Genomic DNA, 26221 nt, shown 5'->3' on the forward strand with positions numbered 1-26221 from the left:
ACGAAAGCCCTCACTTTCTAGCAAGCAGCCAAGCTCTTAACAAGATGCAAGTTACAAATCACGCATCCAGACGTTACAAGTCTGCGACACGGACGTCCGCGTGGTGGTCGCGCAGCCGCTGCAGCAGTTCGGCGGGGGCGTTCGCGTCGACCACGATCACGTCGAAGTCGTCGAGCGGGGCCACCCGGTGCAGCGCCACGCGGGCCAGCTTGGAGCCGTCGACGGCCAGCACCCGCCGGGACGCCGCGCGCAGCATGGCCCGCTTGACCAGCACGATCTCCTGCTCCTGGTGGTAGGCGTACTGGTCGGAGACGGCCGAGGTGGAGACCACCACGAGGTCGGTGTTCATGGCCTCGACGGCGTCGACGCAGCCGAGGCCGAGGAACGAGTCGTGCGTGGGGCGGTACTCGCCGCCGAGTGCGATGAGCCGGACGTCGGGGCGGCCGGCCAGCAGCCTGATCGCCTCCAGGAAGTTCGTCACCACGGTCAGCGGGCCGAGTTCGTCCAGGTGGCGGGCGACGGCCAGGGCGGTCGTGGAGTCGTCGAGCATCACTGAGCTGCCCGGCTCGATCAGCCCCGCCACGACCCGGGCGATGGCGTCCTTCTCGGCCGTGTGCGCCCTGAGCCGGTAGGCGATGTTGCTCTCCCACACGTTGCTGGCCTGGGCCGTCGCACCGCCTCTGACCTTGCGCACCATGCCCTGGCGCTCCAGCTCGTCGAGGTCGCGGTGGACGGTCATCAGGCTCACGCCGAAGGACTCGGCGAGCTCGGTGACGGAGGCGGAGCCCTGCCGCACGATGTGCTCGGTCATGCTCTGCCACCGCACTGACCTGCTGGAGGTATGCTGACGCGAATTCACCAAAGTCTCCACCTTGCCGGACGGCTGCGCATCCTACCCTTGACACCCCGGTCGGGCGACTCGTACCCTCCCGGCAACCACCTTTTTAACACATTTGTTTGTTAACTTAACGATCGATTAAAACGTTCGCATTGGTGCCGGGCCTGGTCAGCATGGCCGTGTCAGGCACCATCGGGCGGGATCTCAGCCTTCCGCACGATGAGGAGACAGCGACATGACCGACCTGTTGCACAACGCCAGGGTCAGCCGCGGCCAGTTCCTGCGCATGATGGGCGGTCTGGCCGTGGCCACGCTGGCCACGGCCTGCTCCACCAGGCCGGAGACCACCGCCACCACCGGCGGCAGCGGCGGCGCCACGACCGACCTCAAGTTCATCGGCGTGGCCGACCAGAAGGCCCCGATGGACGAGCTGACGGCGGCCTACCAGAAGGTCAAGGCGTCTGTCCGCGTCACGGTGTCCTACGCCCCCACCGACCAGGTGCAGACCTCGCTGCGCACCCAGCTCGGCGCGGGCAACGCCCCCGACCTGCACGTCGTCTACCCGGGCAGTGGCAGCGCCATGTCGATGGCCGAGATCGCCAAGGCGGGCCTGCTGGCCGACCTGTCCGCGCAGCCGTGGACCCAGACGATCCCCACCGGGTTCAAGCCCGCCTTCCAGCTCGACGGCAAGACCTACCTCTACTCGGCCGGGTCCTCGGTGATCGGCGCCGTCTACAACAAGAAGGTCTTCGAGAAGGCCGGCATCGACGCGCCGCCCACCACGTGGAGCGAGTTCCTCGACGTGTGCGACAAGCTGAAGAAGTCGGGGGTGGTGCCGATCGCGCTGGGCGCCCAGACGCCGTGGGTCACCCAGCTCATCACGTACGCGCTGGTGCCCTCCACCGTCTACGCCAAGGACCCCACGTTCGACGACAAGCAGGCCGCCGGGCAGACGAGCTTCGCCCAGTCGGGCTGGCGCCAGGCCATGGAGATGTACCTGGAGCTGCAGAAGCGCGGCTTCTTCAACGACAACCCGAACGGCACCACGTTCGAGCAGCAGACCTCCATGGTGGCCACCGGCAAGGCGGCCATGGCCGTCCAGGTCTCGGCCGTCCTGCCCGACTTCCGCAAGGCCGCCTCCTCGCCCGACGACCTGTCGATGTTCCCCGTGCCGGGCGCCGACGACGCCAACTCGGTGTGGATCCCGGCCGGCGTCGTCGTCGGCCTCGGCGCGTCCGCCAAGGGCCGCAACGCCGAGGAGGCCAAGGCGTTCATCGACTTCCTCGCCCGCCAGGAGAACATCAACGCCTGGGCCAAGGCCATCGCCGCCATCCCGCTCACCCAGGACGCCAGCTCCAGCATCGACCCCGCGGTGCAGTCGTTCCTGCCCTTCACCAAGGACCGCGCCGTGCCCTTCATGGACCAGCGCTGGCCGAACGCCGAGGTGCAGCCCGTGCACTTCGCGGTGATCCAGGAACTGCTGGCCGGCGACTCCACCATCGACGAGGCGCTGAAGAAGATGGACGAGGCTTACCGCAAGTGACTCCCGTGACCGCAGGCCGGGCCAAGCCGGCGCACGCCTCGCGGCGGCGCCGCTCCGACCCGGCCTCCCCACCCTGGTTCTTCGCCGCGCCCGCCCTGGCCGTGTACGCGCTGATCGTGCTCTACCCGGCGGTCGCCGGCGTGGTGTACGCGTTCACCGACTGGAGCGGGATCGGCCAGGACATGTCCTTCGTGGGCCTGGAGAACTTCCGCACCCTGCTGGGTGACGAGCAGGCCATGGGCTCGATCGGCAACACGCTGCTGCTCACCGTGGCGATCGTGGTCGTGCAGAACGGCGTCGGCCTGCTGCTGGCACTCGGCGTGCACGTCAAGCTGAAGAGCCGGGCGCTGCTTCGCGTGATCTTCTTCGCGCCCGTCGTCGTCAGCCCGGTCATGGTGGCCTTCCTGTGGAAGTACCTCTTCAACCCCGACCCGTCCTCCGGGCTCAACGGGCTGCTCGGCCTGCGCGTCGACTGGCTCGGCGACCCGTCGGTCGCGCTGTGGTCGATCGCCGTCATGGTCGTGTGGCAGAACGCCGGCTACTCCATGGTCATCTTCCTGGCCGGCCTGGAGGGCGTGCCGGAGGAGCTGCAGGAGGCCGCGAAGATCGACGGCGCCGGCACCTGGGAACGTTTCCGCTACGTGACCTGGCCGCTGCTGGCCCCCTCCTTGACGATCAACCTGATGCTCTCCACGATCGGCGGGCTCAAGCTCTTCGACCAGGTCTTCGCCGCCACCAACGGCGGCCCCGGCTACGCCACCGAGACGCTCTCGACCGTGCTGTACAAGCAGGCGTTCGTCTTCGGCAAGTTCGGCTACAGCACCGCCATCGCCCTGGTGCTGGCGCTGTTCGTGGCCGCCGTGTCGCTCATCCAGGTCTACTACCTGCGCAGCCGGGAGGTGACGGCGTGAGAAGGACGTTCCTGCTGGAAATCGTCATGATCGTGGTGGCGGTGGCGTTCCTGTTCCCCGTCTACACGCTGGTCTCGCTGTCACTGAAGGACCCGGGGCAGATCGCGCAGTCGCCGCTGAGCCTGCCTGACCCGCCCACGTTCGAGAACTTCGGCAGCGCCTGGTCGTCGGCGGCGCTCGGCCCGTCGCTGATGAACAGCACGGTGATCACCGCGGTCAGCCTGGCGGCGCTCATCGCGCTCGGCTCGTTCGCCGCGTACTTCCTGGCGCGTGTGCAGACCCGCCTCGGCTACGGCCTGTACGTGCTGTTCCTGCTCGGCATCGTGCTGCCGTTCCAGCTCGGCATGATCCCGCTGTTCGAGCTGGTGACCGACCTGGGGCTGATCGGCACGCACGCCGGGATGATCCTCTTCTACACCGGCATCCAGCTCCCCTTCACGGTCTTCCTCTACACGGGCTTCATCCGGGCGCTGCCCCACGAGTACGCCGCCGCCGCGATGCTCGACGGCGCCTCGCACCTGACGGCCTTCACCCGTGTGGTCTTCCCGCTGCTGCGGCCGATCACCGGCACGGTGCTGATCCTCAACGCCGTCTTCATCTGGAACGACTTCTTCACCCCGCTGGTCTACCTCGGCGGCTCCGGATACGAGACGGTCCCGGTCAGCGTGTTCGCCTACGTCGGCCAGTACGTCTCCCAGCACGGCCTCGTCTTCGCCGGTCTCGTGCTCGGCGCGCTGCCGATCGTGCTGGTGTTCCTGGCCCTGCAGCGTTACGTCATCAAGGGCTTCGCCAGCGGTCTCAAGGGATAGAGATGAACGTCTTCGAGGTCTTCCGCGAGCCGCCCAAGGCGTTCTCCCCGGCGGCCATCTGGTGGTGGAGCGGCGAGCCGCTGCGCCGCGACCGGCTGCGCTGGCAGATGGAGCGCCTGGTCGCCGGGGGCGTGCACAACCTCGTCATCCTCAACCTCGCGCCCTCGGGGCCGATGTTCGGGGCCGACGCCGACGAGCCGCCGTTCCTGTCGGAGGCGTGGTGGGAGCTGCTGGACGGCGTCTGCCAGGACGCCCACGACCTGGGCGCGTACCTGTGGTTCTACGACCAGCTCGGCTTCTCCGGCGCCGACCTCCAGGCGCGGCTCGTGCTCGAACGCCCCGAGTTCGCCGGGCACTGGCTGGCCGCCGACGGCACGGTGACGCGGCGCGGCTTCGACTACCTCTCGCGCGAGGCGTGCGCGGTGCTGCTGGACCGGGTGCACGGCGAGTTCGAACGGCGGGTCGGGCACTGGTTCGGCCGGGTGATCGCCGGGTCGTTCCAGGACGAGCTGCCGACGCTGCCCACCTGGTCGGCGGACTTCGCCGACGAGCACGCCGCCCGGCACGGCCGCCCGTTTCTGCTGGAGGACCCCGACTGGCGGGCCTACCAGCGCACCAGGGCCGAGCTGGCCGAGGAGGCGTTCTTCCGGCCGCTGGCCGAATGGCACGCCCGCCACGGGCTCGTGCACGGCTGCGACCAGCAGGATCCCGCCCGTGCCGGTGACCCGGTCGACGGCGTGCGGCTGTACGCCGACTACGCGCGTACGCACCGCTGGTTCAGCGCGCCCGGCTCCGACCACCACGGCGACGCGCGCCTGCACTCCTCCCTGGCCCACCTGTACGGCCGGCCGCGCACCTGGATCGAGGCGTTCCACTCCAGCGGGTGGGGCGGCACGCTGGAGGAGACGTTCGACTGGCTGCTGCCGTGGCTGCGCGCCGGGGCCACCCTCTACAACCCGCACGCGGTCTACTACACGACCAAGCGGGGCTGGTGGGAGTGGGCGCCGCCGTCCACCGACTGGCGGCAGCCGTACTGGGGGCACTACCGGGTCTTCGCCGAGGCGGTCACCCGGCTGTGCGCGGCGCTGTCGCTGGGCCGCCACGCGTGCGACGTCGCCGTGCTGCTGCCCACCGCGACCGCCCAGGCCGGCACCGGGCTCTCCGGCAGCGACCCGGCGGCCGACCGGGCCCAGGAGGTCTACCGCGAGCTGGTGGGCGACATGGCGTGGTTCGCCACCAAGCCCGGCGTGGTGGACCGGCTCGGCCTCGACGCGGACGTCATCGACGACGACTCGGTGCGCCGCGCGGTCGTCAAGGACGGGCGGCTGGCGGTCTCCACCGAGGCGTACCGCGTCATCGTCCTGCCCGCCGTCACGGTGCTGGACGCGGACGTGGCCGCCCGGCTCGGGGAGTTCGCCGCGAACGGCGGGCTGGTGGTCACCGTGGGCACCCGGCCGGAGGACATCCGCCTGGAGGCCGCCGCCGCGCAGGAGCCCGGCGGCGAGCGGGCCGGTGCGGTCCTGCGGGACGCCCTGTTCGTGGAGTCGGCCGGGCGGCTGGGCGAGGCGCTGGACGGGCTGGAGCGGCGGGTCGAGGCCCCCGTCCCCGCCCTGGTGCGCGAGGACGGCGAGACGACGCTGGTGTTCCTGCCCGCGGCGTTCCCCATGGCCAGCCGCGTCGGCGTCGGACGTCCCGAGGAACGCGGCGTGGACCTGGGCTGGCTGGACGCCGTCATCGACTTCGACCCCGCCCGCTACCGCCGCGAGATGCCGGTCGTCGTCCGCGGGGTGTCGGGCACGCCGCTGCTGCTGCGCCCCTTCACCGGGGGCGAGCCGGTGGCGCTGCCGCACACCAGGGAAGGCGACGCCGTACGCGTCACGGTGCCGTTCGACGACGGGTCCGCGGCGCTGCTGGTGTTCGACGGAACGGTGGCCGAGCCGGTCGCGCGGCCCGCGTACCCGGTGGAGGTGCCGCTCGGGGACGAGTGGGACGTCGAGCTGGTGCCCACGCTCGACGACACCTGGTCCGACTTCGGCGGCGGCGCCGGGGTCGAGTGCCGGACGCTGCGCACGCCCGACGGGCGGCCGGTGGACGTGACGTACGGGCCGCACGGCGAACAGCGGGTCGGCGACGGGCCGTGGACGCCGTCGGAGTGGTCGTCCTCCCGAGGGCTGCGCAAGGACCCGGTGCACCGGGAGACGCTGGGGCCGAAGGGGCGGGTGCCGCTGGAGTTCCTCTCCTTCGGGCACGTCCCCGAGAGCGGTGAGGCGCGGTTCCGCGCGGTCGTCACCGTGCCCTCGGCCGGATGGGTGATGATCGGGGCCGGGGCCGCGAAGACGCTGTGGCTCGACGGGGTCGAGCGGCCGCTCGACGACCGCGGGCACGCCGCCGTCTCCCGCGCGACCGTCCCGCCCGGCGAGCACCTGCTGGAGCTGCTGCTGGTGCCGGAGGAGGAGCTCGACCTGCGGGCGTACGTGTGCGTGGTGGCGGAGCCACCTGCCCCGGCCCCGCCGGAGTGGATCGCGGGCACGTCCCTGGAGACCGTCGTCCACGTGGGGGAGTGGGACGAGAACGCGCTGCTCCAGGTGGCCTCCACCTCCGTGTGCCGGGTGCTGGTCAACGGGATCGAGGCGGGCCGTCAGGGCGGCTTCGACCCGTACGCCGAGGCGGACATCCCGCGCGTGCGCCGCTACGACGTGACCGGCCTGGTGCGGCCGGGCGCGAACACGGTACGCGTCGAGTCCGACGGCTGGGTGCTGGTCGACGGCCTGGCGGTGTCCGGGCCTGACTGGACGCGTGGCGACGGCGCCGACCGGCTCCCCGCCCGCGTACGGCGCCGCCAGCACGGCGACCCCGCCGCCCTCTGGCTGCTGCCCCGCCCGCACCCGCTGCCCGGGGCCGACTGGCTCGACGGCGGCCCCACCGCCCTGCCCACCGTCTTCGCGGTCCCAGGCGCCCACCCGCGCGTCGAGCGGTTCCTGCTGGACGCGCCGCCCGGCGCGACCGGCATCGAGGTGCACGCCTCCGGACGCCTGGAGGTGCACGCCGAGCTCGGCGGACACCGGCCGCGGGACGCCGAGGCCCGTACGGGTGCGCAGGAGGCCGACGGGCGCACGGGCACGGGAGAGGTCGAGATCCGGGTCCACACCCGGCCGGGGGCGCAGGGGGGCGCGGCCTTCACCGGCCCCGTCCGGTTCACCTGCGGTCCCGGACGGATGCGGCTGGGCGACTGGGAGGACCGCGGCCTGGCCGGGTACAGCGGCGGCGTGCGCTACCGCACCACGGTCGCCGCCCGCTCCGGCCCGGCCGTGCTCGACCTGGGCCGGGTCAGGGGAACGGCCGAGGTGACGGTGAACGGCAGGCCCTGCGGCGTGCGGGTGTGCTCGCCGTACGTCTTCGACGTCGAGCTGGCGGACGGCGACAACGTGGTCGAGGTGCTCGTGCTCGGCACCCTGGCGCCGTACCTGGACGAGGCCGGGCCCACCCACTTCGTCTTCCCCGGCCAGCGCAGCACGGGCCTGTTCGGGCCGGTACACCTGCGCCTGGAGGCCGACGAGGTCAGCCCTGGGTGAGCGGCTGAGCGGCTGAGCGGCCGCGGCCCCGACGCGGAGTAGACGAAGGCACCGCCGCCCGAGCGAGAGGCTCGGGCGGCGGTCCCGGTAGAGCCCTCGGCCACCCCACAACTCCCGGCAAACGGGACATGAACTTCGCTTTGCCGGTATTTAATGATTTGAACGAGCGAGTGCTCACTCATTAGACTCCTCCGCATGTCAAGAAGGCGAAGAGTGCCGGCCATGGCGCCGGAAGACCGTCGGGCCGCGCTCATCGCCGCCACCGTTCCCCTGGTGCGCGAGCACGGCACGGCCGTGAGCACCCGTCAGATCGCCGAGGCCGCGGGCGTGGCCGAGGGCACGATCTTCGGTGTCTTCCCCGACAAGGCCACCCTGTTGCGCGCGGCCGTGATGCGCGCGTACGACCCGCAGCCCACGCTGGACGCGCTGGCCGCCGTCGGCACGCGGACCGACCTGCGCACCCGGCTGCGCGAGGCGGTCACGCTGATGCGCGAAGGCATGACCGCCAACGCCAACCTCATCGCCGCGCCCAAGGAGTTGATGGCCGAGGACGCCGAGTTCCGGCAGCGGATGTTCGACGGCCGCCGCCTGACCACGGCCGCGGTCGCCGCGCTGATGGAGCCCGACCGCGACCGGCTGCGGCGCTCCCCCGAGGCCGCGGCGCAGTTGCTGCTCATGCTGATCGCGGCGAGCGTGTTCCGCGACTACGGCCACAACGGCGAGTTCGGCGACATGGACGACGAGGAGACCGTCTCCGTCCTGCTCGACGGGCTGCTCGTGCGGTCCGCCCCCGACCCTTCCACAGAAAGTCCCCTTTGATGCTGCTCCGTCTTCTGCGGGGCCAGCTCAGGCCGTACGGGAAAGAGATCACGCTCGTCGTCCTCTTCCAGTTCGTCCAGACCCTGGCCACGCTCTATCTCCCCACGCTCAACGCCGACATCATCGACAACGGCGTCGTGCGCGGCGACACCGGCTACATCGTCCGCATCGGGCTCGTGATGCTCGGCGTGACGCTGATCCAGATCGTCTGCTCGATCGTGGCCGTCTACTACGGCGCCCTGACCTCGATGGCCCTGGGCAGGGACCTGCGGGCCGCGATCTTCCGCCGGGTGCAGGACTTCTCCGTCCAGGAGGTCAACAGGTTCGGCCCGCCGTCCCTGATCACCCGTACCACCAACGACGTGCAGCAGGTCCAGTTGCTCGTGCTGCTGACGTTCACGATGATGGTGGCCGCGCCGATCATGTGCGTCGGCGGCATCGTGCTGGCGCTGCGCCAGGACACGGCGCTGTCGTCGCTGCTGCTCGTCGTGCTGCCGGTGATGATCGCCATCGTGGGCGTGATCATCATGCTGATGCGGCCGCTCTTCCGTACGATGCAGGAGCGCATCGACCGGATCAACCAGGTGCTGCGCGAGCAGATCACCGGCATCCGGGTCATCAGGGCGTTCGTCCGCGACCGGCACGAGCGCGCGCGCTTCGGCGTGGCCAACGACGAGCTGACCGACGTGTCGCTGCGGGTCGGGCGGCTGATGGCGCTGATGTTCCCGTCGGTCATGCTGGTGGTGAACGTCTCCAGCGTCGCCGTGGTGTGGTTCGGCGCCGACCGCATCGCCGACGGGAGCATGCAGGTGGGCGCGCTGACCGCGGTCATCTCCTACCTCATGCAGATTCTCATGTCGGTCATGATGGCGATGTTCATGTTCATGATGATCCCCCGGGCCGAGGTGTGCGCCGAGCGCATCGAGGAGGTGCTCGGCACCGAGGTCACCGTCCACCCCCCGGCGAACCCCGTCACCCCGGAGCGCCGCATCGGCGAGCTGGAGCTGCGCTCGGTGGGCTTCCGCTACCCGGGCGCGGAGGAGCCGGTGCTCTCCGACGTCGGCTTCACCGCGCGGCCCGGCCGCACGACCGCGATCATCGGCAGCACCGGCAGCGGCAAGACGACGCTGCTCAACCTCGTCCCGCGGCTGTTCGACGCGAGCGACGGCGAGGTGCTGGTCGACGGCGTCGACGTACGCGACCTCGACCCGGCCGTGCTCTCCCGGGCGGTCGGCCTGGTCCCGCAGTCGCCCTACCTCTTCTCCGGCACCGTCGCCTCCAACCTCAGGTACGGCAGGCCCGACGCCACCGACGAGGAGCTGTGGCGGGCCCTGGAGGTGGCCCAGGCCCGCGAGTTCGTCGAGGAGATGCCCGGCGGCCTCGACGAGCCCATCGCCCAGGGCGGCACGAACGTGTCCGGCGGCCAGCGCCAGCGCCTGGCCATCGCCAGGGCCCTGGTGCACAGGCCCGAGATCTACCTGTTCGACGACTCCTTCTCCGCCCTCGACTACGCCACCGACGCCCGCCTGCGCGCCGCGCTGGCCGAGGAGATCACCGACGCCACGATCGTCATCGTGGCCCAGCGGGTGAACACCATCCGCGACGCCGACCGCATCCTCGTCCTCGAAGAGGGCCGCGTGGTCGGCAGCGGCACCCACGCCGAACTCATGACGACCTGCCCGACGTACCGGGAGATCGTGCTTTCCCAGCTCACCGAACAGGAGGCCGCAGCATGACCACGGAGGCGCCGGCACGGCGCCCGCAGCCCGCCTTCGGGCCGGGCAGGATGATGTCCGGGCCCGCCGAGAAGGCCCTCGACTTCGGCGGCACGCTGCGCCGCCTGTCGGGGCTGCTGCGCCCCGAGCGGGCGCTGCTGGTCGTCATCCTGGCGCTCGGCACGGCCAGCGTCGCGCTGACCGTGATCGGGCCCAAGCTCCTCGGTCACGCCACCGACCTGATCTTCTCCGGCATCATCGGCGCGCAGCTCCCGGCGGGCCTCAGCAAGGAGCAGGCGGTGGCCGGGCTGCGCGCCCGGGGCCAGGACACCTTCGCCGACATGGTGTCGTCGATGAACGTGGTGCCCGGCCACGGCATCGACTTCACCGCGCTGGGCCACGTGCTGGCCTGGGTGCTGGCGATCTACCTGGTGGCCGCGCTGCTCGGGATCGTGCAGTTCAGGATGACCACGACCGTCGTGCAGCGGGCGGCGTCCCGGCTGCGCGAGCACATCGAGGCCAAGCTGTCGCGGCTGCCGCTCAGCTACTTCGACGGCCAGCCGCGCGGCGAGATCCTCAGCCGGGCCACCAACGACACCGACAACATCGCCCAGTCGCTGCAGCAGACGATGAGCCAGCTCATCTCCTCGCTGCTGACGGTCGTGGCGGTGCTGGTGATGATGATCGTCATCTCGCCGCTGCTGGCGCTCATCGCGCTGGTCACGGTGCCGGTGACGGTCTACGTCACCGCGGTCGTCGGCAAGCGGTCGCAGCCGCAGTTCGTCAAGCAGTGGTCGTCCACCGGCAAGCTCAACGGCCACATCGAGGAGATGTACGGCGGCCACACGCTGGTCAAGGTGTTCGGCAGGCAGAAGGAGTCGGCCGAGACCTTCGCCGAGCACAACGACGCCCTGTTCACCTCCAGCTTCCGCGCCCAGTTCATCTCCGGGCTCATCCAGCCGGCCATGATGTTCATCGGCAACCTCAACTACGTGCTGGTCGCCGTCGTGGGCGGGCTCAGGGTGGCCTCGGGCTCGATCTCGCTGGGCGACGTGCAGGCGTTCATCCAGTACTCCCGGCAGTTCAGCCAGCCGCTCACCCAGGTGGCCGGCATGGCGAACATCGTGCAGTCGGGCGTCGCCTCCGCCGAGCGCGTCTTCGAGCTGCTGGACGCCCCCGAGCAGTCCGCCGATCCCACCGAGCCCGCGCGGCCCGCGCAGGTCAGGGGGCGGGTGGCGTTCGAGGACGTGTCGTTCCGCTACGTGCCCGACCGGCCGCTGATCGAGAACCTGTCGCTGACCGTCGAGCCCGGCCAGACCGTGGCCATCGTCGGCCCCACGGGAGCGGGCAAGACGACGCTGGTCAACCTCATCCTGCGCTTCTACGAGGTCACCGGCGGCCGCATCACGCTCGACGGCGTCGACATCGCCCAGATGTCCAGGGACGAGCTGCGCGCCAACATCGGCATGGTGCTGCAGGACACCTGGCTGTTCGGCGGCACGATCGCGGAGAACATCGGCTACGGATCCGAGGGCGCCACCCGCGAACGCATCGAGGCCGCCGCGCGGGCCGCCCACGTCGACCGCATCGCGCACACGCTGCCCGACGGCTACGACACGGTGATCGACGAGGAGGGCGCGACGGTCAGCGCGGGGGAGAAGCAGCTCATCACGATCGCCCGCGCGTTCCTGTCGGAGCCCGCGATCCTCATCCTCGACGAGGCGACCAGCTCGGTCGACACCCGGACCGAGGTGCTCATCCAGCGGGCGATGAGCTCGCTGCGCGAGGGGCGTACGAGCTTCGTGATCGCCCACCGGCTGTCCACGATCCGCGACGCCAGCCTGATCCTCGTGATGGAGAACGGCCGGATCGTCGAGCAGGGCACGCACGAGTCGCTGCTGGCCGCCGAGGGCGCCTACGCCCGGCTCTACTCGGCCCAGTTCGCCCAGGCCGTGGCGGAGGTGGAGTAGGCGGGCGCGGCCCGGGGGGCGGACCCGCCTGGGCCGCCGCGCCGCGTCGCCGACCTGGAGTTTCGGCGGCGCGGCGGGCCGGCGCGTCGCCGGAAATACTGGCGGGCGTCCGCGACTTGTTCATGAACATGATGAGCACACCCTTCGACCCGCGCGCTCTCCTGGCCGAGAGCAGGCTGGGCGTCCTCGCCACGGTCAAGTCCGACGGCCGCCCGCAGCTCTCCCCCGTCATGCCCTTCTACGAGCGCCAGGCCGAGGTGATCTACGTGTCGACGGGAGAGGGCACGGCCAAGACGGCGAACCTGCGCCGCGACCCGCGCGCCGCGCTCGAGGTCACCAGCTCCGACGGCTTGTCGTGGGCCACCGCCGAGGGCGTCGTGACGCTCATCGGCCCGGGCGCCGACCCGCACGGCCCCGAGGTCGAGGCGCTGGTCGACTACTACCGGCGCGCGGCGGGCGAGCACCCCGACTGGGCCGAGTACCGGTCGGTGATGGTCTCCGAGCGGCGGGTGCTCATAGTGATGAAGGTCGAGCACGTGTACGGCGCCGACATCCGGTGACGGCCGACTCGTGAACCGCACGTTGATCTCACCAGACGGTGCGCTCCCTATCGTGAAGATCGGTAGCCGGTTCACCAGGGGCAGGCCATGACGGTCGGGGAGAGGGGGCGTTCATGCCGGGTGCGGACGAGATCGCGGCGCTGAAGCGGCGCATGGGGCGCGTGGGGGTCTGGAACAGCACGCTCGGCGGGGAGTCTGCCGTGTTCGAGCAGGAGGCCGCCGCCGAGGTGGAGAGCCTGGGCTTCGGCACGCTCTGGGTCGGCGAGACCCCGTCGGGCAAGGAGGCGCTGACCCACGCGGCGCTGCTCCTGGGCGGCACCCGGCGGCTGACGGTGGCGACCGGCATCGCCAACATCTGGGCCCGCGACGCCACCGCCGCCGCCAACGGCGCGAACACCCTCGCCGAGTCGTCGGGCGGCAGGTTCGTGCTCGGTCTGGGAGTCAGCCACGCGCCGCTGGTGTCGCAGCGGGGCCACGACTACCGCAAGCCGGTGTCGGCGATGCGCGAATACCTCGACGCCATGGACGCCACGGACTACACCGGGCCGCTCCCGGAGCCCGCGCCGCGCCTGCTGGCGGCGCTGCGGCCCAAGATGCTGGAGCTGGCCGCGCGGCGGGCCTACGGCGCGCACCCGTACTTCGTGCCGCCGGAGCACACGGCCCGCGCCCGCACGGTGCTCGGCCCGCTGCCGGTGCTGGCGCCGGAGCAGACCGTGCTGGTCGAGACCGACCCCGAACGGGCGCGGCGGACCGCCCGCCGCTTCATGGCGCTCTACCTGGCCCTGCCGAACTACGTCAACAACCTGCGCGATCTCGGCTGGCCGGAGGAGGACCTGGCCGGTGGCGGGAGTGACGCGCTCGTCGACGCCATCGTGGCGTGGGGGGAGCCGGAGACGATCATCGCGCGGGTACGCGCGCACCTCGACGCGGGCGCGGACCACGTGTGCGTCCAGCCGCTCGCCGACAGCCCGCGCGCCATGCTGGAGCACCTGCGCACCCTGGCGGCCGCCGACCTGACCTCCCTCTGACCTCCACCACCGCGGAACGCCCGCCCCCGCCGGGGGTGAGGGCTCCGAGTTGGGGTTGACGGGCACGATGGGCTATGACTTCAGGGATGGAACGAGACAGCGCGCCGATCCGCGTTGAGACAGGGCGGCACGTGACCGATCTGCCGGGAAAAGGCGCCACGCTGGGGGAGAACGCGCCCGCCGACGCCGGAGCGGTCCCCGGCGCGGCGGTCGCGGCTGTGCCGGTTGACGTGCCGGTCGACGTGCCGGTCGACGTGCCGGTTGACGCCGATGCGGTCGACGCCGCCGCGCTGCGCCTGGCGGGCGTCGTCGCGACCACCCCGCTCGAACGCAGCATGCGCCTGTCGGAGCGGACGGGCGCCGACATCTGGCTCAAGCGGGAGGACCTGCAGACCGTGCGCTCGTACAAGGTGCGCGGGGCGTTCAACCTGATCGCGCAGCTCGACGACGCCTCCCGGGCCGCGGGCGTGGTCGCCGCCAGCGCCGGCAACCACGCCCAGGGCGTGGCCTACGCCTGTTCGGCCCTGGGCGTGCGGGGCCGGGTCTACCTGCCGCGCACCACGCCACGGCAGAAGCGCGACCGCATCGCCACGCTCGGCGGCGACATGATCGAGATCGTCGTGGGCGGCGAGACGTACGACGAGGCGTCCGCCGCCGCGGTCGCCGACGCCCGGGCCGGCGGGGCGACGCTGGTGCCCGCGTTCGACGACCCGCGCACGATCGCCGGTCAGGGCACGGTCATCCGCGAGGCCGTCGGCCAGCTCGGTACGACCCCCGACCTGGTGGTGCTCCCGGTCGGCGGGGGCGGGCTGCTGGCCGGTTCCCTCGCCTGGCTGGCCGCACGGCACCCGCGCGCCCAGGTCGTCGGGGTCGAGCCCGCCGGGGCCGCCTGCGTCGCCGCCGCCCTGGCGGCCGGGGAGCCGGTCACGCTGGGCACGATCGACACGTTCGTCGACGGCGCCGCCGTGCGCAGGGCCGGAGACGTCACGTACCCGCTGATCGCCGCCTCCGGCGCGGAGCTGGTCGCCGTTCCTGAAGGCCGGGTGTGCAGCGAGATGCTGGCGCTGTACCAGACCGACGGGATCATCGCCGAGCCCGCGGGCGCGCTGGCCACCGCCGTGCTGGGCGTGCCGTCCGTGCTCGACGTCCCGGCCGGGGCGAGCGTGATCTGCGTGCTGTCCGGCGGCAACAACGACGTCAGCCGCTACGCCGAGGTCGTCGAACGCGCCCTGGTCCACGAGGAGCGCAAGCACTACTTCCTGGTCGAGTTCCCGCAGGAGCCGGGCGCGCTGCGCCGCTTCCTCGACGAGGTGCTCGGCCCCAACGACGACATCACCCTGTTCGAGTACGTCAAGCGCAACAACCGCGAGACCGGCCCCGCGCTGGTCGGCATCGAGCTGTCCAACCCCAACGACCTGCCCGCGCTGCTCAAGCGCATGGAGGCCGCCCATCATCGGATCGAGCAGATCGACCCGTCGAGCCCGCTCTTCCGCTTCGTGCTGTGACCGGCGCGGTGTCTGTGACCGGCCTCGCGTTATGACCGGCCCGGCAGCAGTGTGGCGATGACCTCGCGCAGGGGGTCGGCGAGGTCCTGCGCACCGGCCGAGGCGAGGGGCTCGAGCGGCGTGGAGGCGCGCAGCGTGGCGATGCCGATGGCGATCGACAGCACGAGCTGAGCGCGCAGCATGAGCTGATCGCCGCCGGGCTCGTCGTGCCGCCAGCCCGCGGTCGAGGCCAGCCCTTCCGCGTACGAGCGCAGCAGCGCCACCCGCTTGTGCTCGGTCCGCTCGTCCCCGGAGGAGCGCAGCAACAGCAGGAGCAACTGGTACGGGCGTCCCGTGGAGATGACGCGGATGATCTGCTGGATGGCGTCGGAGATCAGGCCGGGGCCCATCACCGTGTCAGGAGCGGTGCCCTGAGCGGTGCCCTGAGCGGTGCCCTGAGCGGTGCCCTGAGCGGTGTCGGGCCCGGTGTCGGCGGCCCGGCGGAACTCCTCGACGGCCGCCTCCAGACAGGCTTCGAACAGGCCCTCCTTGGACTGGAAGTAGCGGTTGATGAGCGCGACGTTGACACCGGCGTCGTCGGCGATCTCGCGTACGGTGGTCGCCGCGTACCCGTCGTGGGCGAAACGCTGGAGGGCCGCGTCGAGCAGTTGCCGGCGGGTCTTGGCCGCGTCACGCCGCCGGGGCGCAGCCGGTGTGCCCCCCGGGGCCACGGGAGTGGTCGCGGGGCCGGGGCTGCTGGTCATCATGGATTCCTCTCGATCTCCCCGAAGGATATCCGCCACGATCAGCATCGGCAGATCCACGCCCGCGAGCTGCGGGCGGACCACCGGCTCGGGGGAGAACCCGCCGGTTCCGGAGAGAATCCTTCATGACATGTCCTGACAACCGACCGGGGAGAGGACTCGCCGTGCACCTCATGCGCATCGGCCCGCCCACCGCCGACCGGCCCACCGTCCGCCTGGACGGCGCCCACGACGTCCTGGGCCCCCGCTAGTGCGGGCGCTGGTGCTGACCGGCCCGGGCGAGGCCGCGGTCGAGGAGGTCGAGCCGCCCGTCGCGGGACCGGGCGAGGTGGTCGTGGCCGTCGAGCGCGCCGGGGTGTGCGGCACCGACCTCGAACTGTTCACCGGCCACATGAGCTATCTGGGCACCGGCCGCGCCTGGTATCCGCTGCGTCCCGGGCACGAGTGGTGCGGGCGGGTGGCGGCCGTCGGTGCGGCGGTGGACCCGTCCTGGCTGGGCCGCCGCGTCACCGGCGACACCATGCTCGGCTGCGGGCGCTGCGAGCGTTGCCGCGAGGGCCGCCACCACGTGTGCGCCGAGCTGGCCGAGCTGGGCATCAGCCGTGGCCGGGCGGGGGCGCTGGCCGAGCGGGTCGCCGTCCCGGTCGCGGCGCTGTACGCGCTCCCTGACGCGGTGGACGAGACGCTCGGCGCGCTCGTGGAGCCGGGCGGAAACGCCCTGCGTGCCGTCCGCGCCGCCGCCCTGCGGCCGGGCGAGCGGCTGCTCGTCCTCGGGACCGGCACGATCGGGCTGCTGGTGGCGTTGTTCGCGCGGGCACACGGGGTGGAGACGCATCTGCTCGGCCGCGATCGCGACGGGCTCCGGCTGGCTCGCGAGCTGGGCTTCGCGGGCGCCTGGACCCGTCCGTCACTGCCGGACCTGGCCTGGCACGCCGTCGTGGACGCCGCCGCCAACGCCCCCGAGCTGCCCGCGCTCGCGCTTGAGCTGGTCGAACCGGCCGGACGGGTGGTCTGCGTCGGCCTGGCCGGCACGCCGAGCACCATCGACACCCGGGACCTGGTGCTCAAGGACGTCACCGCCGTCGGAATCCTCGGCGGCTCGGTGGGACTGGCCGGAGCCGTCGCCGCCTACGCCGACGGCTCGGTCGACGCCCGCCCGCTCGTGGCCGCCACGGTCGGCCTGGCCGAGACCGCCGACGTCCTGGCCGGTCACCGCCCGCCCTGGGCGGGGCCGGGCCCGAAGATCCACATCGACCCGCGCCGATAGGAGCCCGCGAAGCCGGAGCCTCGTGCACCGCCGTCAGCCGAGCACGTTCTCGTGGAGTGCGCGCAGCACCGCATTGGTACGGTCGCGCGCCCCGAGCTTGAGCAGCAGCGTCGAGACGTGGTTCTTCACCGTCCCCTCGGCCAGGAACAGCGCCTGGGCGATCTCGCGGTTGCTGTAGCCCTCCGCCACCAGCCGCAGCACCTCCAGCTCCCGCTCGGTGAGCTGCTGCACCGGCGGCAGCTCACCGTCGGCGGGCGGCCGGCCGCGCCGGACGGCGCGCAGCAGCCGGTCGGTGATCGAGGGCGAGATCAGCGTGCCCCCGTCGGCGAGGGTGCGGATGGCGCGGGTGAGCTGCTCCAGCGTCACGTCCTTGAGCAGGTAGCCGCGCGCCCCCGCCCGCATCGCGTCGAGGACCAGGGTGTCGTGGTCGAACGTGGTGAGCACGAGCACCGGCGGCGGCGTTCCCGCCGAGCGCTCGTGCAGCGCGGCGAGGGCCCAGATGCCGTCGTGGCGCGGCATGCGCAGGTCGAGCAGGACGACGTCGGGGGAGTGCGCGTCGACGGCCGCCAGCGCGGCCATGCCGTCGTCGGCCTCGCCCACCACCTCGATGTCGTCGGTCAGGTCGAGCAGGCCGAGGATGCCCTGCCGCACGAGGGTCTGGTCGTCGACCACGAGCACCCGGATCATCGGGCCGGCACCTTGGCCGTGACGCGGAAGCCGTCGCTGCCGTCGAGGAGCACGTCGCCGCCGAGCGCGTTGATCCGCTCGGTCAGGCCGCGCAGCCCGTTGCCGGGGGTGAGGGCGGGGCTGCCGCGCCCGTTGTCCACGGACGTGAGTCGTACGGCGCCGTCGGAGGTCGTCTCGATGCTGATCCGCAGGCGGGTGGCGTCCGCGTGGCGGATGGTGTTGGTGACGATCTCCTGCACGACGCGTACGAGTGTCGCGGTGAGGTCTTCCCCGGCGGGCACGTCGTCGTCGATGCGCACGCCGACGTCGAGGCCGGGGATGTCGCATACCACGGCGGTGAGCGACTCGCGCAGGTCGAGGCCGTCGGCGCGGAGCCGGCCGACGGTCTCGCGCACGTCGTCGAGCAGGTCGCGGGCGACCCGGTTCGCCCGTTCGACGTGCTCGCGCGCGGCGGGGCCGTCGTGGTGGCGGGCGACCTCCAGTTCGAGGGCGAGCACGGTGAGCTGGTGTCCGATCGCGTCGTGCAGCTCCCTGGCGATCCGCAGGCGTTCGCGGGCCCGCGCGGAGTCGGCCAGTACGACGCTCGCGGCCCGCAGTTCGAGGTGCGCCTCGGCCAGCTCGCGCCGCATCCGCTGCTCCCGGATGATCGCGAACGAGCTGAGCAGCGTGGCGATCTGGATCAGCACGTAGAGCAGCGTGCCGATGGTGACGTCGGCGGTCCCGCCGCCGGCGTGGGCCATGGTCACGGCGATGACGACCGAGTTGAGCACGATGACCGCCGCCCCGGCCCACGGCGGGACGATGTACGCGCTCACCGCGGCGACGAAGACCAGCAGGATCGGCAGCCAGCCGGCGCCCGGCGCCGTCGCGACCACGGTCCAGCCCAGCACGACCGACAGGGCGTAGGCGGCGGTGGCCCGGCGGGGCCGGTGACCCTCGTAGAGGGCGGCGGCCAGCACCGCGGCCAGCAGCGCCGCGTACGTCACGAGCCACAGCGCGCGCGGCACCAGCGTCTCGGACGCGCCCAGCACGGTCGGCAGGCCCACCGCCCCGCAGCCCATGAGCATCACCACGCCCGCCCCGACGTCCGGCTCGATTCGCGGCATGCCGTCACTGTAATGCCCGATCCGCCCGCCACGGGGGTGCCGAAAGTCATGCCCGCGAACGCTGACCATCGGCACGGGCCACGCCCGCCTCCCCGCCCCTAGCGTCGGCGGCATGCCAGAAACCGTGTCCTCACTCGCCGTCGAAGCGGACGGCCTGCACAAGCGCTACGGAGCGACGATCGCCGTGGACGGGATCAGCCTGTCCGTCCCCGCCGGTGAGATCTTCGGCCTCCTCGGCCGCAACGGAGCGGGCAAGACGACCACCGTCGAGCTGATCGCCGGGCTCGGACGGCCCGACCGCGGCACCGTACGGGTGCTCGGCCTGGACCCGTGGCGCGACCGCGTCCGGCTGCGCCAACTCCTCGGCGTCCAGCTCCAGGACGCCCAACTGCACGCCGCACTGACCGTCGTCGAGCTGGTCCGCCTCTACCGGAGCTTCTACCGGTCGCCGAGGGAGACCGACGAGCTGATCGAGTCGGTCGGCCTGGCCGGTTCCCGCCACGTCCGCTTCGACAAGCTCTCCGGGGGTGAGCAGCAGCGACTGTCGATCGCGCTGGCCCTGGCCGGGCGGCCCCGGGTGGTGATCCTGGACGAGCTGACGACCGGGCTCGACCCGGAGGCCCGCCGCCAGATGTGGTCCACGCTGGAGAGCCTGCGCGAGTCGGGCGTGACCGTGCTGCTCGTCAGCCACGCCATGGAGGAGGTCGAGCGGCTCTGCGACCGGGTCGCGCTGCTCGACGCGGGCAAGGTGGTCGCACTCGACTCGCCCGCAGGGCTGGTCCGGCGGGCCGGGTTCGCGCAGCGGGTGCGGTTCCGTGCCGCCGAGCCGGTGCCCGGCGGGCTGCTGGAACGCCTCGACGAGGTCGACCGGGTACGTTCCGACGGCGGCGAGGTCGTCGTGGAGGGCCACGGCGACCTGCTCCAGGCGGTGAGTGTCGCGCTCGTGCGCGCGGGCGTCGTGGCGACCGGGACGCGCGTCGAGCGGGCCACCCTCGACGACGCCTTCCTCGCCCTGACCGGCCGGCCCCTCGACCGCGAGGAGGCCGGCCGATGAAACGCGTCCTCGACGGCGTCCCGGCGACCACCGCCGTGCACCGCCCCGGCCCGCGCTCGTGGGGCGTGCTCCTGGTCAGCGAGCTGAAGATGGTCGCCCGCGACACGGCCGGGCTGATCGTGCCGGTCGTGCTGCCGATGCTCATCCTGGTGATGAACGCCTCCGGCGCCGGCGGCCAGGCCGTCGCGGGCGGCAGGACGGCGCTCGACGTCTACGTGCTGCCGCTGGTGTTCACGATGGTCGTGGCCATGACCGGGATCGTGAACATGCCGAGCTTCCTGGCGTACTACCGCCGTACCGGGATCCTGAGGCGGCTGGCGGTGACGCCCGCCTCGCCCGCGATGGTGCTCGTCGCTCAGGTGGCCGTCGGCGTGCTGCAGACCGCCGTGGGGGTCGCGGCGGCGTGGCTGCTCGCCACGCTGGCGTTCGGCGCCAGGCCCCCGGCGGACGCGGGGGCGGCCCTCGGCGTGCTGGTCCTGACCACGGCGGCGATGTACGCCGTGGGCATGGTCGTCGCCGCGCTGGCGCCCACGCCGAACTCCGCCGTGGCGATCGGCCTCGTCCTGTTCTTCGCCCTGGGCGCGCTGGGCGGGATGTTCGGCGGACAGGACGGCCTTCCCGACGTGCTGGCGACGGCGGGGGAGTGGCTGCCGTTCGGGGCCGCGGCCGAGGCCCTGTCGCTGACCTGGCTCGGGCATCCCGTCGAGCCCGCCCACCTGATCGGCCTCGGCTCGACCGTGCTCGCCTGTGGTGGCGTCGCGGCCGTGTTCTTCCGCTGGGAGTAAGAGGAACGGCGAGCGCCCAGAAGGTCACCCCGGGGTGTGGGCGCGGGCCGGTCGTGTCGCTCCGGGGCGCGGGCGCGGGCCGGTCGTTTCACCCCGAGCCGCGGGCGTGGGCCGTCGGCGGGCCGGGCCGGTCGCCGAGCAGCCCGAGCACGGCCTCCACCGCCGGGGTCGACGTCCGGACCAGCGCGTGCGTGGTGCGGGTGATCTCCACCGAGGAGACCGCCCGCAGCACCACCCCCTCGGGGACGCCCACCACCGTGGCGACCACCTCGGGCACCAGGCTGGCGCCCAGCCCTTCACGGACCATGCGCAGCACGAGCGCGTAGTCGTCGGCCGTGTGCACGATCCTGGGCTGGAACCCCGCCCACGCGCAGGCCCGATGCAACATCTCGTGGTCGGTGGTGCCCTGGGACCCCGCGATCCACTGCTCCTCGCGCAGCGAGCGCAGGTCCACGTCGCCGTCCGCCGCCGGATGGCCCGCAGGGAGGGCGATCAGGATGGGCTCGACGCCCAGGAGCCGCCGCGTGACGCCGGGCGGAGTGTCCTGCGGGATGAGGTTGTAGGTGAAGGCGATCGCGAGGTCGCAGCCGCCGTCGCGGAGCGCTTCGACGGCCTCACGGGCTTCGAGCTCGCACAGGATCACGTGCAGGCCGGGGTGGCGGTCGCGGGCGGCGGCCATCGCGGGCAGCAGCCGTCGAACGGCCGCCGTGGCGAAACAGGCCACCCGGACGGGTCCTCTCGGGGTCGTGGCCGACCGGAGGTCCTGCTCGGCGGCGTCCAAGGCGTTGAGCACGGCGTACGCGTGCCCGACCAGCCGCCGCCCCTCGGCGGTGAGCCGGACCCGGCGCCCCGCCCGTTCGAACAGCGCGACCCCCGCCTCGCGCTCCAGGGTCGCGAGCTGCTGCGAGACGGCGGACGAGGTCATGCCGCAGACCTCGCCCACGGCGGTCATCGTGCCGTGCTCGGCGAACGCGCGCAGCAGCCACAGCCTGGTGGGGTCGAGCATCAAGGAATCCTTATAGATCAGCTCACGATTACTAAGTGGACGTTGCCAATTCGACCACGCCACACTGTGCTGCGGCCACCCGCGGAACTCGAGGTGAGGAGGGGTCGGATGCTGACCGTCGTCGAGGTCCCCCAGTGGCAGGGGTCGTCGTCACCCACGGCGCCCAGACTGGTCGAGGGCGCGTCCAGGCTGGCGGCGATGGTTCCCGGGGCCGCCCGGCACGTCCGGGTGGACGCCGAGGGCACCCTTGCCGAGACCGCCGACCGGGTCAGGCGCGCGCTGCCCGGCGACGGCCTCACCGTCACGGTCGGCGGCGACTGCGGCGTCGAGCTCGAACCGGTCACGGCCGCGCTGCGTCGCCACGGCGACCGGCTGACCGTCGTCTGGTTCGACGCCCACGGCGACCTGAACACTCCCGCCACGTCCCCGTCGGGCGCCTTCCACGGCATGATCCTGCGTACGCTCCAGGGCGAAGGGCCGTCCGACCTGGTACGCTCGCCCGCCCTGAGCCCCGGCCAGATCGCCCTGGCGGGCACCCGTTCGCTCGACCCCGCCGAGGCCGACCACATCCGGCGCGTGGGCATCGGCGGCCTCGCCACCGTGCGCGACGACGCCGTGCTCTACGTCCACATCGACCTCGACGTCCTCGACGGCATCAGGTCGGTCGGCTACCCGGAGCCCGGCGGCCTGTCCCCGAGCGCCCTCACCGAGGCGGTCGCCGCCCTGGCCGCCCGGCACGAGATCGTCGGCTTGGGCATCACCGAGTACGCGCCCTGCGACCCGGGCGACGAGGAAATGCTCAGGAGCCTGGTCCCGGGCCTCGTGTGGCTGTGCGCCGCGTCCCGCCCGTCGCAGATCGAACGACGCGCCGCCCGCGCCTGGCCCGCCCGGCACACCGAGGAACGCGACGGCTGGCTGCTGCGCCACACTCCGGGCGTGAACCGCAGACGTGCCAACTCGGCCCTGCCCATCCTGGACGCGACCCCGTCCATCCAGGCACTGGAGAGCTTCTACGCCGGACGGGCGATGCCCGCGACGGTCCAGGTCACCCCGGCGGAACAGCACGCGGAGCTGGACGCGCTCCTGGAGTCCCACGGCTACGCCAAGAGCGGTGGCACGCTCGTCATGACCGCCGACGTCGACGCCGTGCCGGCCGCGACGGGGGGATCCGGCGGCGTCGAGCGGGTGGCCGACCAGGGCCGCTGGCCCGCCCTGTTCGAGGCGGTGACCGGCCACACCGATGACATGGACGTCATCCGGCGCATCGCGCCCGCAAAGGCACTGCTCGCCAGGACCACCTCCGGCCGAGGCCCGGCAGTCACGCCGAACGTCGCAGGGCCGGGGTCGGCGGTCCCCTGGGATGCCGCAGGGCCGGGGTCGGCGGTCGCCGGGGACGTCGCTGGACTGGGGCTGGTGGTCGCGGAGGACGGCTGGGCGGGGCTGTTCTGCTTGGCCACCCACCCCGGCCACCGGCGGGCGGGCGTGGCGAGCGCGGTGCTGGCCGAGGCCGCCCGGTGGTCGCGAGAGCAGGGGGCCTCCCGCCTCTACCTCCAGGTCGTCGAGGACAACCACGCCGCCCGAGCCCTCTTCGACGGACTGGGCTTCACCAAGTCCCACAGCTACCACTACCGCTCGCGAGCGTGAGGGGCTGACCTGGCCGGGCCTCACTCAGCCAGTGGCGGGACTCCTTCTGGAGGGGTCCCCGTCCCCGAGGGCAGGGACGCAGCGACCAGAGCCCCCGTCCGAGCCCGGCGACTCAGTCCAGTTCTGGGACGACCAGGAGGAACGAGGCCATCCCCATCAGCAGAAAGAACAGCAGGAGCAGGATCATGCCGAGGATCACCAGCACGCGGCGCCGCACCGTCGGCTTGCCGGGCGGGGGCTTGCCGGGCGGGCGGTCGTCGTCGGGCTGATCGGGCGCCATAGGCGGACGCTAACACCGCGCACGCCCACGACCGGGGCAGCCGGGCCGCGCCATGGCCACGATTTCCGCCAAGCGGTGCCGCTCTTTCCCCGACGAGTCCCCGTGGGCCGCCATCCGAAGGGCTGCCACGCCTGCGGAACCGCTAGGCGAGGGTGCCGAAGCTCGGCTTGCCCGCCCATTCGTACGTGAGGTACGCGACGCCGGAGTCCGTGGTGTTCGATCCGGTGAGCTTCAGCCCGGCGGGCGTGGTGCCCTCGGCGAACAGCCGCTTCCCCTGGCCGAGGACGACGGGGAAGACCAGCAGGTGGTACTCGTCGACCAGTTCGGCGCTCTGCAGGGTGCGGAGGAGGTCGCTGCTGCCCTGGACGAGGATCGTGCCCTCGGTGCGCCGCTTGAGCTCGGCGACGGTCTCGGCGGCCTCGCCCGCCAGCACCTCGGTGTTGCGCCACGTGGCGTTCATCGGCGTGCGGGTGGCGACGTACTTCGGCATGCTGTTGATCTTGGCGCCGCCCTCCTCGTCGGGGACGTTGGGCCAGTGCGCGTTGAGGATGTCGTACGACCTGCGGCCCAGCAGCATACCGTCCGCGCGCTCGAACAGCGGCCCCATGATGCGGTCGAACCCCTCGTCCAGATGCGGGGGCACCCAGCCCTCATAGGTGAAGCCGTTGGAGGCGTCCTCGCCCGCACCGCCGGGGGCCTGCATCACGCCGTCCAGGGTCACAAAGGTCCCGACCACCAGTTTGCTCGCCATGTGTCTCTCCTTCGCACGTGGGGCGGCGGGCTCGTCCGCCCGCCGCTCTCATGTGCTCCAGAGTGGCGGAAGCCGTTTACGGAATTCTTCAGGCTTCCCTACGGTCCGGTGGGCCCCGCGTCATAGGGCATTGACGTGCGCTCTGGAGGGCGCCGTTCACGGCCTGAGAGGGCGCCGCGCGCGGACAGTTCGTCGAGCAGTGCCGCGTCGATCGTGTCGTGGAAGTCTCTGGACTGCTGCGGAGTGCCGTGTGCGGCGGTCGCGTAGTCGCAGGAGTGCCAGCGCGGTTCGATGATCTCGGAAGCGAGATATCCCTGCCACACGTCACCGACCTCCAGCCCGGGTTTGCCCACGGTTTCCCAGCAGCTGTACAGGGTGCCGTCCGCGTTGACGACCGTGCCGCGCCGTCCGGCCTTGGGGCTGCAGAAGTCGCACCAGAAACCCGCCCTGGGCGGGCGTACCGAGAATCCCAGCTCCAGCGCGTGCTGATACCACGAGATATGCATCCGGGCGAGCGTGTCATCGAACTCCAGGCGATTGTCATAGCCGATGCCGACGTCGTCGATCAGCGCGATGTCGACACCGGCTTTCGCGGGTTCGATGCGTTCGGCGAGCTGGTCGAGGAGCCGGGGCACGGAGAAACTGTTGCGATGCGACACGTTGACGCGGAACTGCCAGCGCATGTCGACCGACGCCGCCACGGCCGCGACGTTACCCAGGATCTGGTCGAATGTTCCGCCGCCGGTCCTGGTGATCCTGATCCGGTCGTGGGTGGCCTGGTCGCCGTCGAAAGTGATCTGTGTCCCGTTGAGTCCGGCATTCACGAGTCGCTCGGCGATTTCCGGAGTCAGGAGCGTGCCGTTGCTGACCATCGCGGCCGATGTCATGCCGAAAGCCCGCGCCCGGCTCAGCAGCTCTATGCAGGCTTCGCCGCTCAGCAGCGGCTCGCCGCCGAACAGCAGGACTTTCAGCTTGCTCGCCCCGGCATCCCGCATCATTTTCGCGGTGAACTCGAGCGTGGCCGCGATGACCCGGGAGTCGAGCCGGACGAGGGGGATGCGATCGGGGCGGTAGTCGGTCTCGTCCACCGTGCCGACGTTCTGGAAGCAATAGCCGCAGCCCAGATTGCATCCGGTATTGGTCAGCACGGTCAGGCTGTAGGCGTCGGTGGATCGCTCACGGAAGAAACCGCCCTGCTCCAGGGCGGTGCGCGCGTCGTCGACCGCCTGGGGCCGCCCCCGGTCGTCGACGGTCACCGCATCGGCCGGCAGTGCGGCGATCCTGGATCCGTACAGGCACCACCAAGAACTCCGGCCTTTCAACAAACGCATTTCATCGCCTCGCAACGTCGGCAGAATGAGGGCTAATTCCGGCGGGGTGCCGCCGCCTCCCGGCGGCGGCACCCCCGTTCGATCAGACCAGGTCCCAGCACAACGCGAAGCACGCGTCTTCCGACTCCTCGACGTCGAAGATCTGAATCGTCATCGTCACCTCCCTCGTACGGCGCCATCCGCATGGGATTTCGCGCAGACGGACGAACCACCGAAATTCCGGCCCGGAATTTCGGCAATGGGCGCACCGGGAACGCGTTTTCACCATTCGAGGTGACGCCCGCACCTCGTCATGCT

General features: G+C 71.9%; 23 protein-coding genes. 15 read left to right on the plus strand and 8 right to left on the minus strand.

The features are described from left to right. Window positions 1-73: 73 nt before the first annotated feature. A complete protein-coding gene (locus ABD844_RS03680; RefSeq protein WP_344872919.1) occupies window positions 74-811 on the minus strand; it encodes a DeoR/GlpR family DNA-binding transcription regulator in 738 nt (245 codons plus the stop codon). A gap of 262 nt (window positions 812-1073) precedes the next feature. Here ABD844_RS03680 and ABD844_RS03685 point away from each other — a divergent pair, with 262 nt between their 5' ends. From ABD844_RS03685 to ilvA, 10 genes are all read left to right on the plus strand, one after another. After that, window positions 1074-2381: an extracellular solute-binding protein gene (locus ABD844_RS03685; protein WP_344872921.1), complete on the plus strand. Its 1308-nt coding sequence runs from the start codon at window positions 1074-1076 to the stop codon at window positions 2379-2381. 5 nt (window positions 2382-2386) lie between these two features. Next, a complete protein-coding gene (locus ABD844_RS03690; RefSeq protein WP_344872923.1) occupies window positions 2387-3292 on the plus strand; it encodes a carbohydrate ABC transporter permease in 906 nt (301 codons plus the stop codon). Beyond that, window positions 3289-4101 (plus strand): carbohydrate ABC transporter permease, encoded by an 813-nt coding sequence (locus ABD844_RS03695; protein WP_344872925.1) that lies wholly within the window; start codon window positions 3289-3291, stop codon window positions 4099-4101. The genes ABD844_RS03690 and ABD844_RS03695 overlap by 4 nt, the downstream gene beginning before the upstream one ends. 2 nt (window positions 4102-4103) lie before the next feature. Beyond that, window positions 4104-7673, plus strand: a complete 3570-nt coding sequence (locus ABD844_RS03700; RefSeq protein WP_344872927.1) for a hypothetical protein — start codon at window positions 4104-4106, stop codon at window positions 7671-7673. Window positions 7674-7868: 195 nt separating this feature from the next. Further along, window positions 7869-8492 (plus strand): TetR/AcrR family transcriptional regulator, encoded by a 624-nt coding sequence (locus ABD844_RS03705; protein WP_344872929.1) that lies wholly within the window; start codon window positions 7869-7871, stop codon window positions 8490-8492. Next, the gene (locus ABD844_RS03710) at window positions 8492-10228 is read left to right on the plus strand and encodes an ABC transporter ATP-binding protein (RefSeq protein WP_344872931.1); all 1737 of its coding nucleotides are present in this window, start codon (window positions 8492-8494) and stop codon (window positions 10226-10228) included. The genes ABD844_RS03705 and ABD844_RS03710 overlap by 1 nt, the downstream gene beginning before the upstream one ends. After that, window positions 10225-12177, plus strand: a complete 1953-nt coding sequence (locus tag ABD844_RS03715; protein WP_344872932.1) for an ABC transporter ATP-binding protein — start codon at window positions 10225-10227, stop codon at window positions 12175-12177. Before ABD844_RS03710 ends, ABD844_RS03715 begins: the two co-directional genes overlap by 4 nt. A gap of 128 nt (window positions 12178-12305) precedes the next feature. Further along, window positions 12306-12737, plus strand: coding sequence for a PPOX class F420-dependent oxidoreductase (locus tag ABD844_RS03720; protein WP_344872934.1), 432 nt, complete (start codon window positions 12306-12308; stop codon window positions 12735-12737). A 113-nt stretch (window positions 12738-12850) separates the two neighbouring features. After that, window positions 12851-13765, plus strand: coding sequence for an LLM class F420-dependent oxidoreductase (locus ABD844_RS03725; protein WP_344872936.1), 915 nt, complete (start codon window positions 12851-12853; stop codon window positions 13763-13765). An 86-nt stretch (window positions 13766-13851) separates the two neighbouring features. Next, window positions 13852-15270 carry a threonine ammonia-lyase IlvA gene (gene ilvA / locus ABD844_RS03730; RefSeq protein WP_344872938.1) on the plus strand — a complete coding sequence of 473 codons (1419 nt, stop codon included), beginning with the start codon at window positions 13852-13854 and terminating at the stop codon, window positions 15268-15270. A 29-nt stretch (window positions 15271-15299) separates the two neighbouring features. On the opposite strand, the gene ABD844_RS03735 is transcribed toward ilvA, so the two are convergent. Continuing rightward, window positions 15300-16016: a TetR/AcrR family transcriptional regulator gene (locus tag ABD844_RS03735; RefSeq protein WP_344872940.1), complete on the minus strand. Its 717-nt coding sequence runs from the start codon at window positions 16014-16016 to the stop codon at window positions 15300-15302. 122 nt (window positions 16017-16138) lie between these two features. Between ABD844_RS03735 and ABD844_RS03740 the strand changes: the two genes are divergently transcribed. Together ABD844_RS03740 and ABD844_RS03745 are read left to right on the plus strand one after the other, a co-directional pair. Beyond that, a complete protein-coding gene (locus ABD844_RS03740; RefSeq protein ID WP_344872942.1) occupies window positions 16139-16264 on the plus strand; it encodes a hypothetical protein in 126 nt (41 codons plus the stop codon). 11 nt (window positions 16265-16275) lie between these two features. Continuing rightward, window positions 16276-17280 (plus strand): zinc-dependent alcohol dehydrogenase, encoded by a 1005-nt coding sequence (locus tag ABD844_RS03745; RefSeq protein WP_344872944.1) that lies wholly within the window; start codon window positions 16276-16278, stop codon window positions 17278-17280. A 33-nt stretch (window positions 17281-17313) separates the two neighbouring features. Here ABD844_RS03745 and ABD844_RS03750 read toward each other — a convergent pair whose 3' ends face one another. Then, on the minus strand, window positions 17314-17967 hold the full coding sequence (locus tag ABD844_RS03750) for a response regulator (RefSeq protein ID WP_344872946.1): 654 nt from the start codon (window positions 17965-17967) through the stop codon (window positions 17314-17316). Further along, on the minus strand, window positions 17964-19073 hold the full coding sequence (locus ABD844_RS03755; protein WP_344872948.1) for a sensor histidine kinase: 1110 nt from the start codon (window positions 19071-19073) through the stop codon (window positions 17964-17966). The genes ABD844_RS03750 and ABD844_RS03755 overlap by 4 nt, the downstream gene beginning before the upstream one ends. Before the next feature lie 112 nt (window positions 19074-19185). Between ABD844_RS03755 and ABD844_RS03760 the strand changes: the two genes are divergently transcribed. Beyond that, the gene (locus ABD844_RS03760; RefSeq protein ID WP_344872950.1) at window positions 19186-20127 is read left to right on the plus strand and encodes an ABC transporter ATP-binding protein; all 942 of its coding nucleotides are present in this window, start codon (window positions 19186-19188) and stop codon (window positions 20125-20127) included. Continuing rightward, entirely contained in the window at window positions 20124-20912 is a 789-nt protein-coding gene (locus ABD844_RS03765) for an ABC transporter permease (protein WP_344872952.1), read from the plus strand. Before ABD844_RS03760 ends, ABD844_RS03765 begins: the two co-directional genes overlap by 4 nt. 88 nt (window positions 20913-21000) lie before the next feature. Here the strand turns inward: ABD844_RS03765 and ABD844_RS03770 are convergent, their stop codons facing one another. Continuing rightward, window positions 21001-21918 carry a LysR family transcriptional regulator gene (locus ABD844_RS03770; RefSeq protein ID WP_344872954.1) on the minus strand — a complete coding sequence of 306 codons (918 nt, stop codon included), beginning with the start codon at window positions 21916-21918 and terminating at the stop codon, window positions 21001-21003. A gap of 108 nt (window positions 21919-22026) precedes the next feature. On the opposite strand from ABD844_RS03770, the gene ABD844_RS03775 reads away from it, so the two are divergent. Further along, window positions 22027-23562 carry a GNAT family N-acetyltransferase gene (locus ABD844_RS03775; RefSeq protein ID WP_344872956.1) on the plus strand — a complete coding sequence of 512 codons (1536 nt, stop codon included), beginning with the start codon at window positions 22027-22029 and terminating at the stop codon, window positions 23560-23562. 112 nt (window positions 23563-23674) lie between these two features. Here the strand turns inward: ABD844_RS03775 and ABD844_RS03780 are convergent, their stop codons facing one another. The 3 genes from ABD844_RS03780 to ABD844_RS03790 form a co-directional block, all read right to left on the minus strand. Then, the gene (locus ABD844_RS03780; RefSeq protein ID WP_344872957.1) at window positions 23675-23842 is read right to left on the minus strand and encodes a hypothetical protein; all 168 of its coding nucleotides are present in this window, start codon (window positions 23840-23842) and stop codon (window positions 23675-23677) included. Window positions 23843-23984: 142 nt separating this feature from the next. Continuing rightward, the gene (locus ABD844_RS03785) at window positions 23985-24593 is read right to left on the minus strand and encodes a dihydrofolate reductase family protein (RefSeq protein ID WP_344872958.1); all 609 of its coding nucleotides are present in this window, start codon (window positions 24591-24593) and stop codon (window positions 23985-23987) included. A gap of 98 nt (window positions 24594-24691) precedes the next feature. Beyond that, entirely contained in the window at window positions 24692-25849 is a 1158-nt protein-coding gene (locus tag ABD844_RS03790; protein WP_344872959.1) for a radical SAM protein, read from the minus strand. Between the last annotated feature and the right edge of the window lie 372 nt (window positions 25850-26221).

It is taken from the genome of Nonomuraea antimicrobica (assembly GCF_039536965.1).
Classification (GTDB): Bacteria; Actinomycetota; Actinomycetes; order Streptosporangiales; family Streptosporangiaceae; genus Nonomuraea; species Nonomuraea antimicrobica.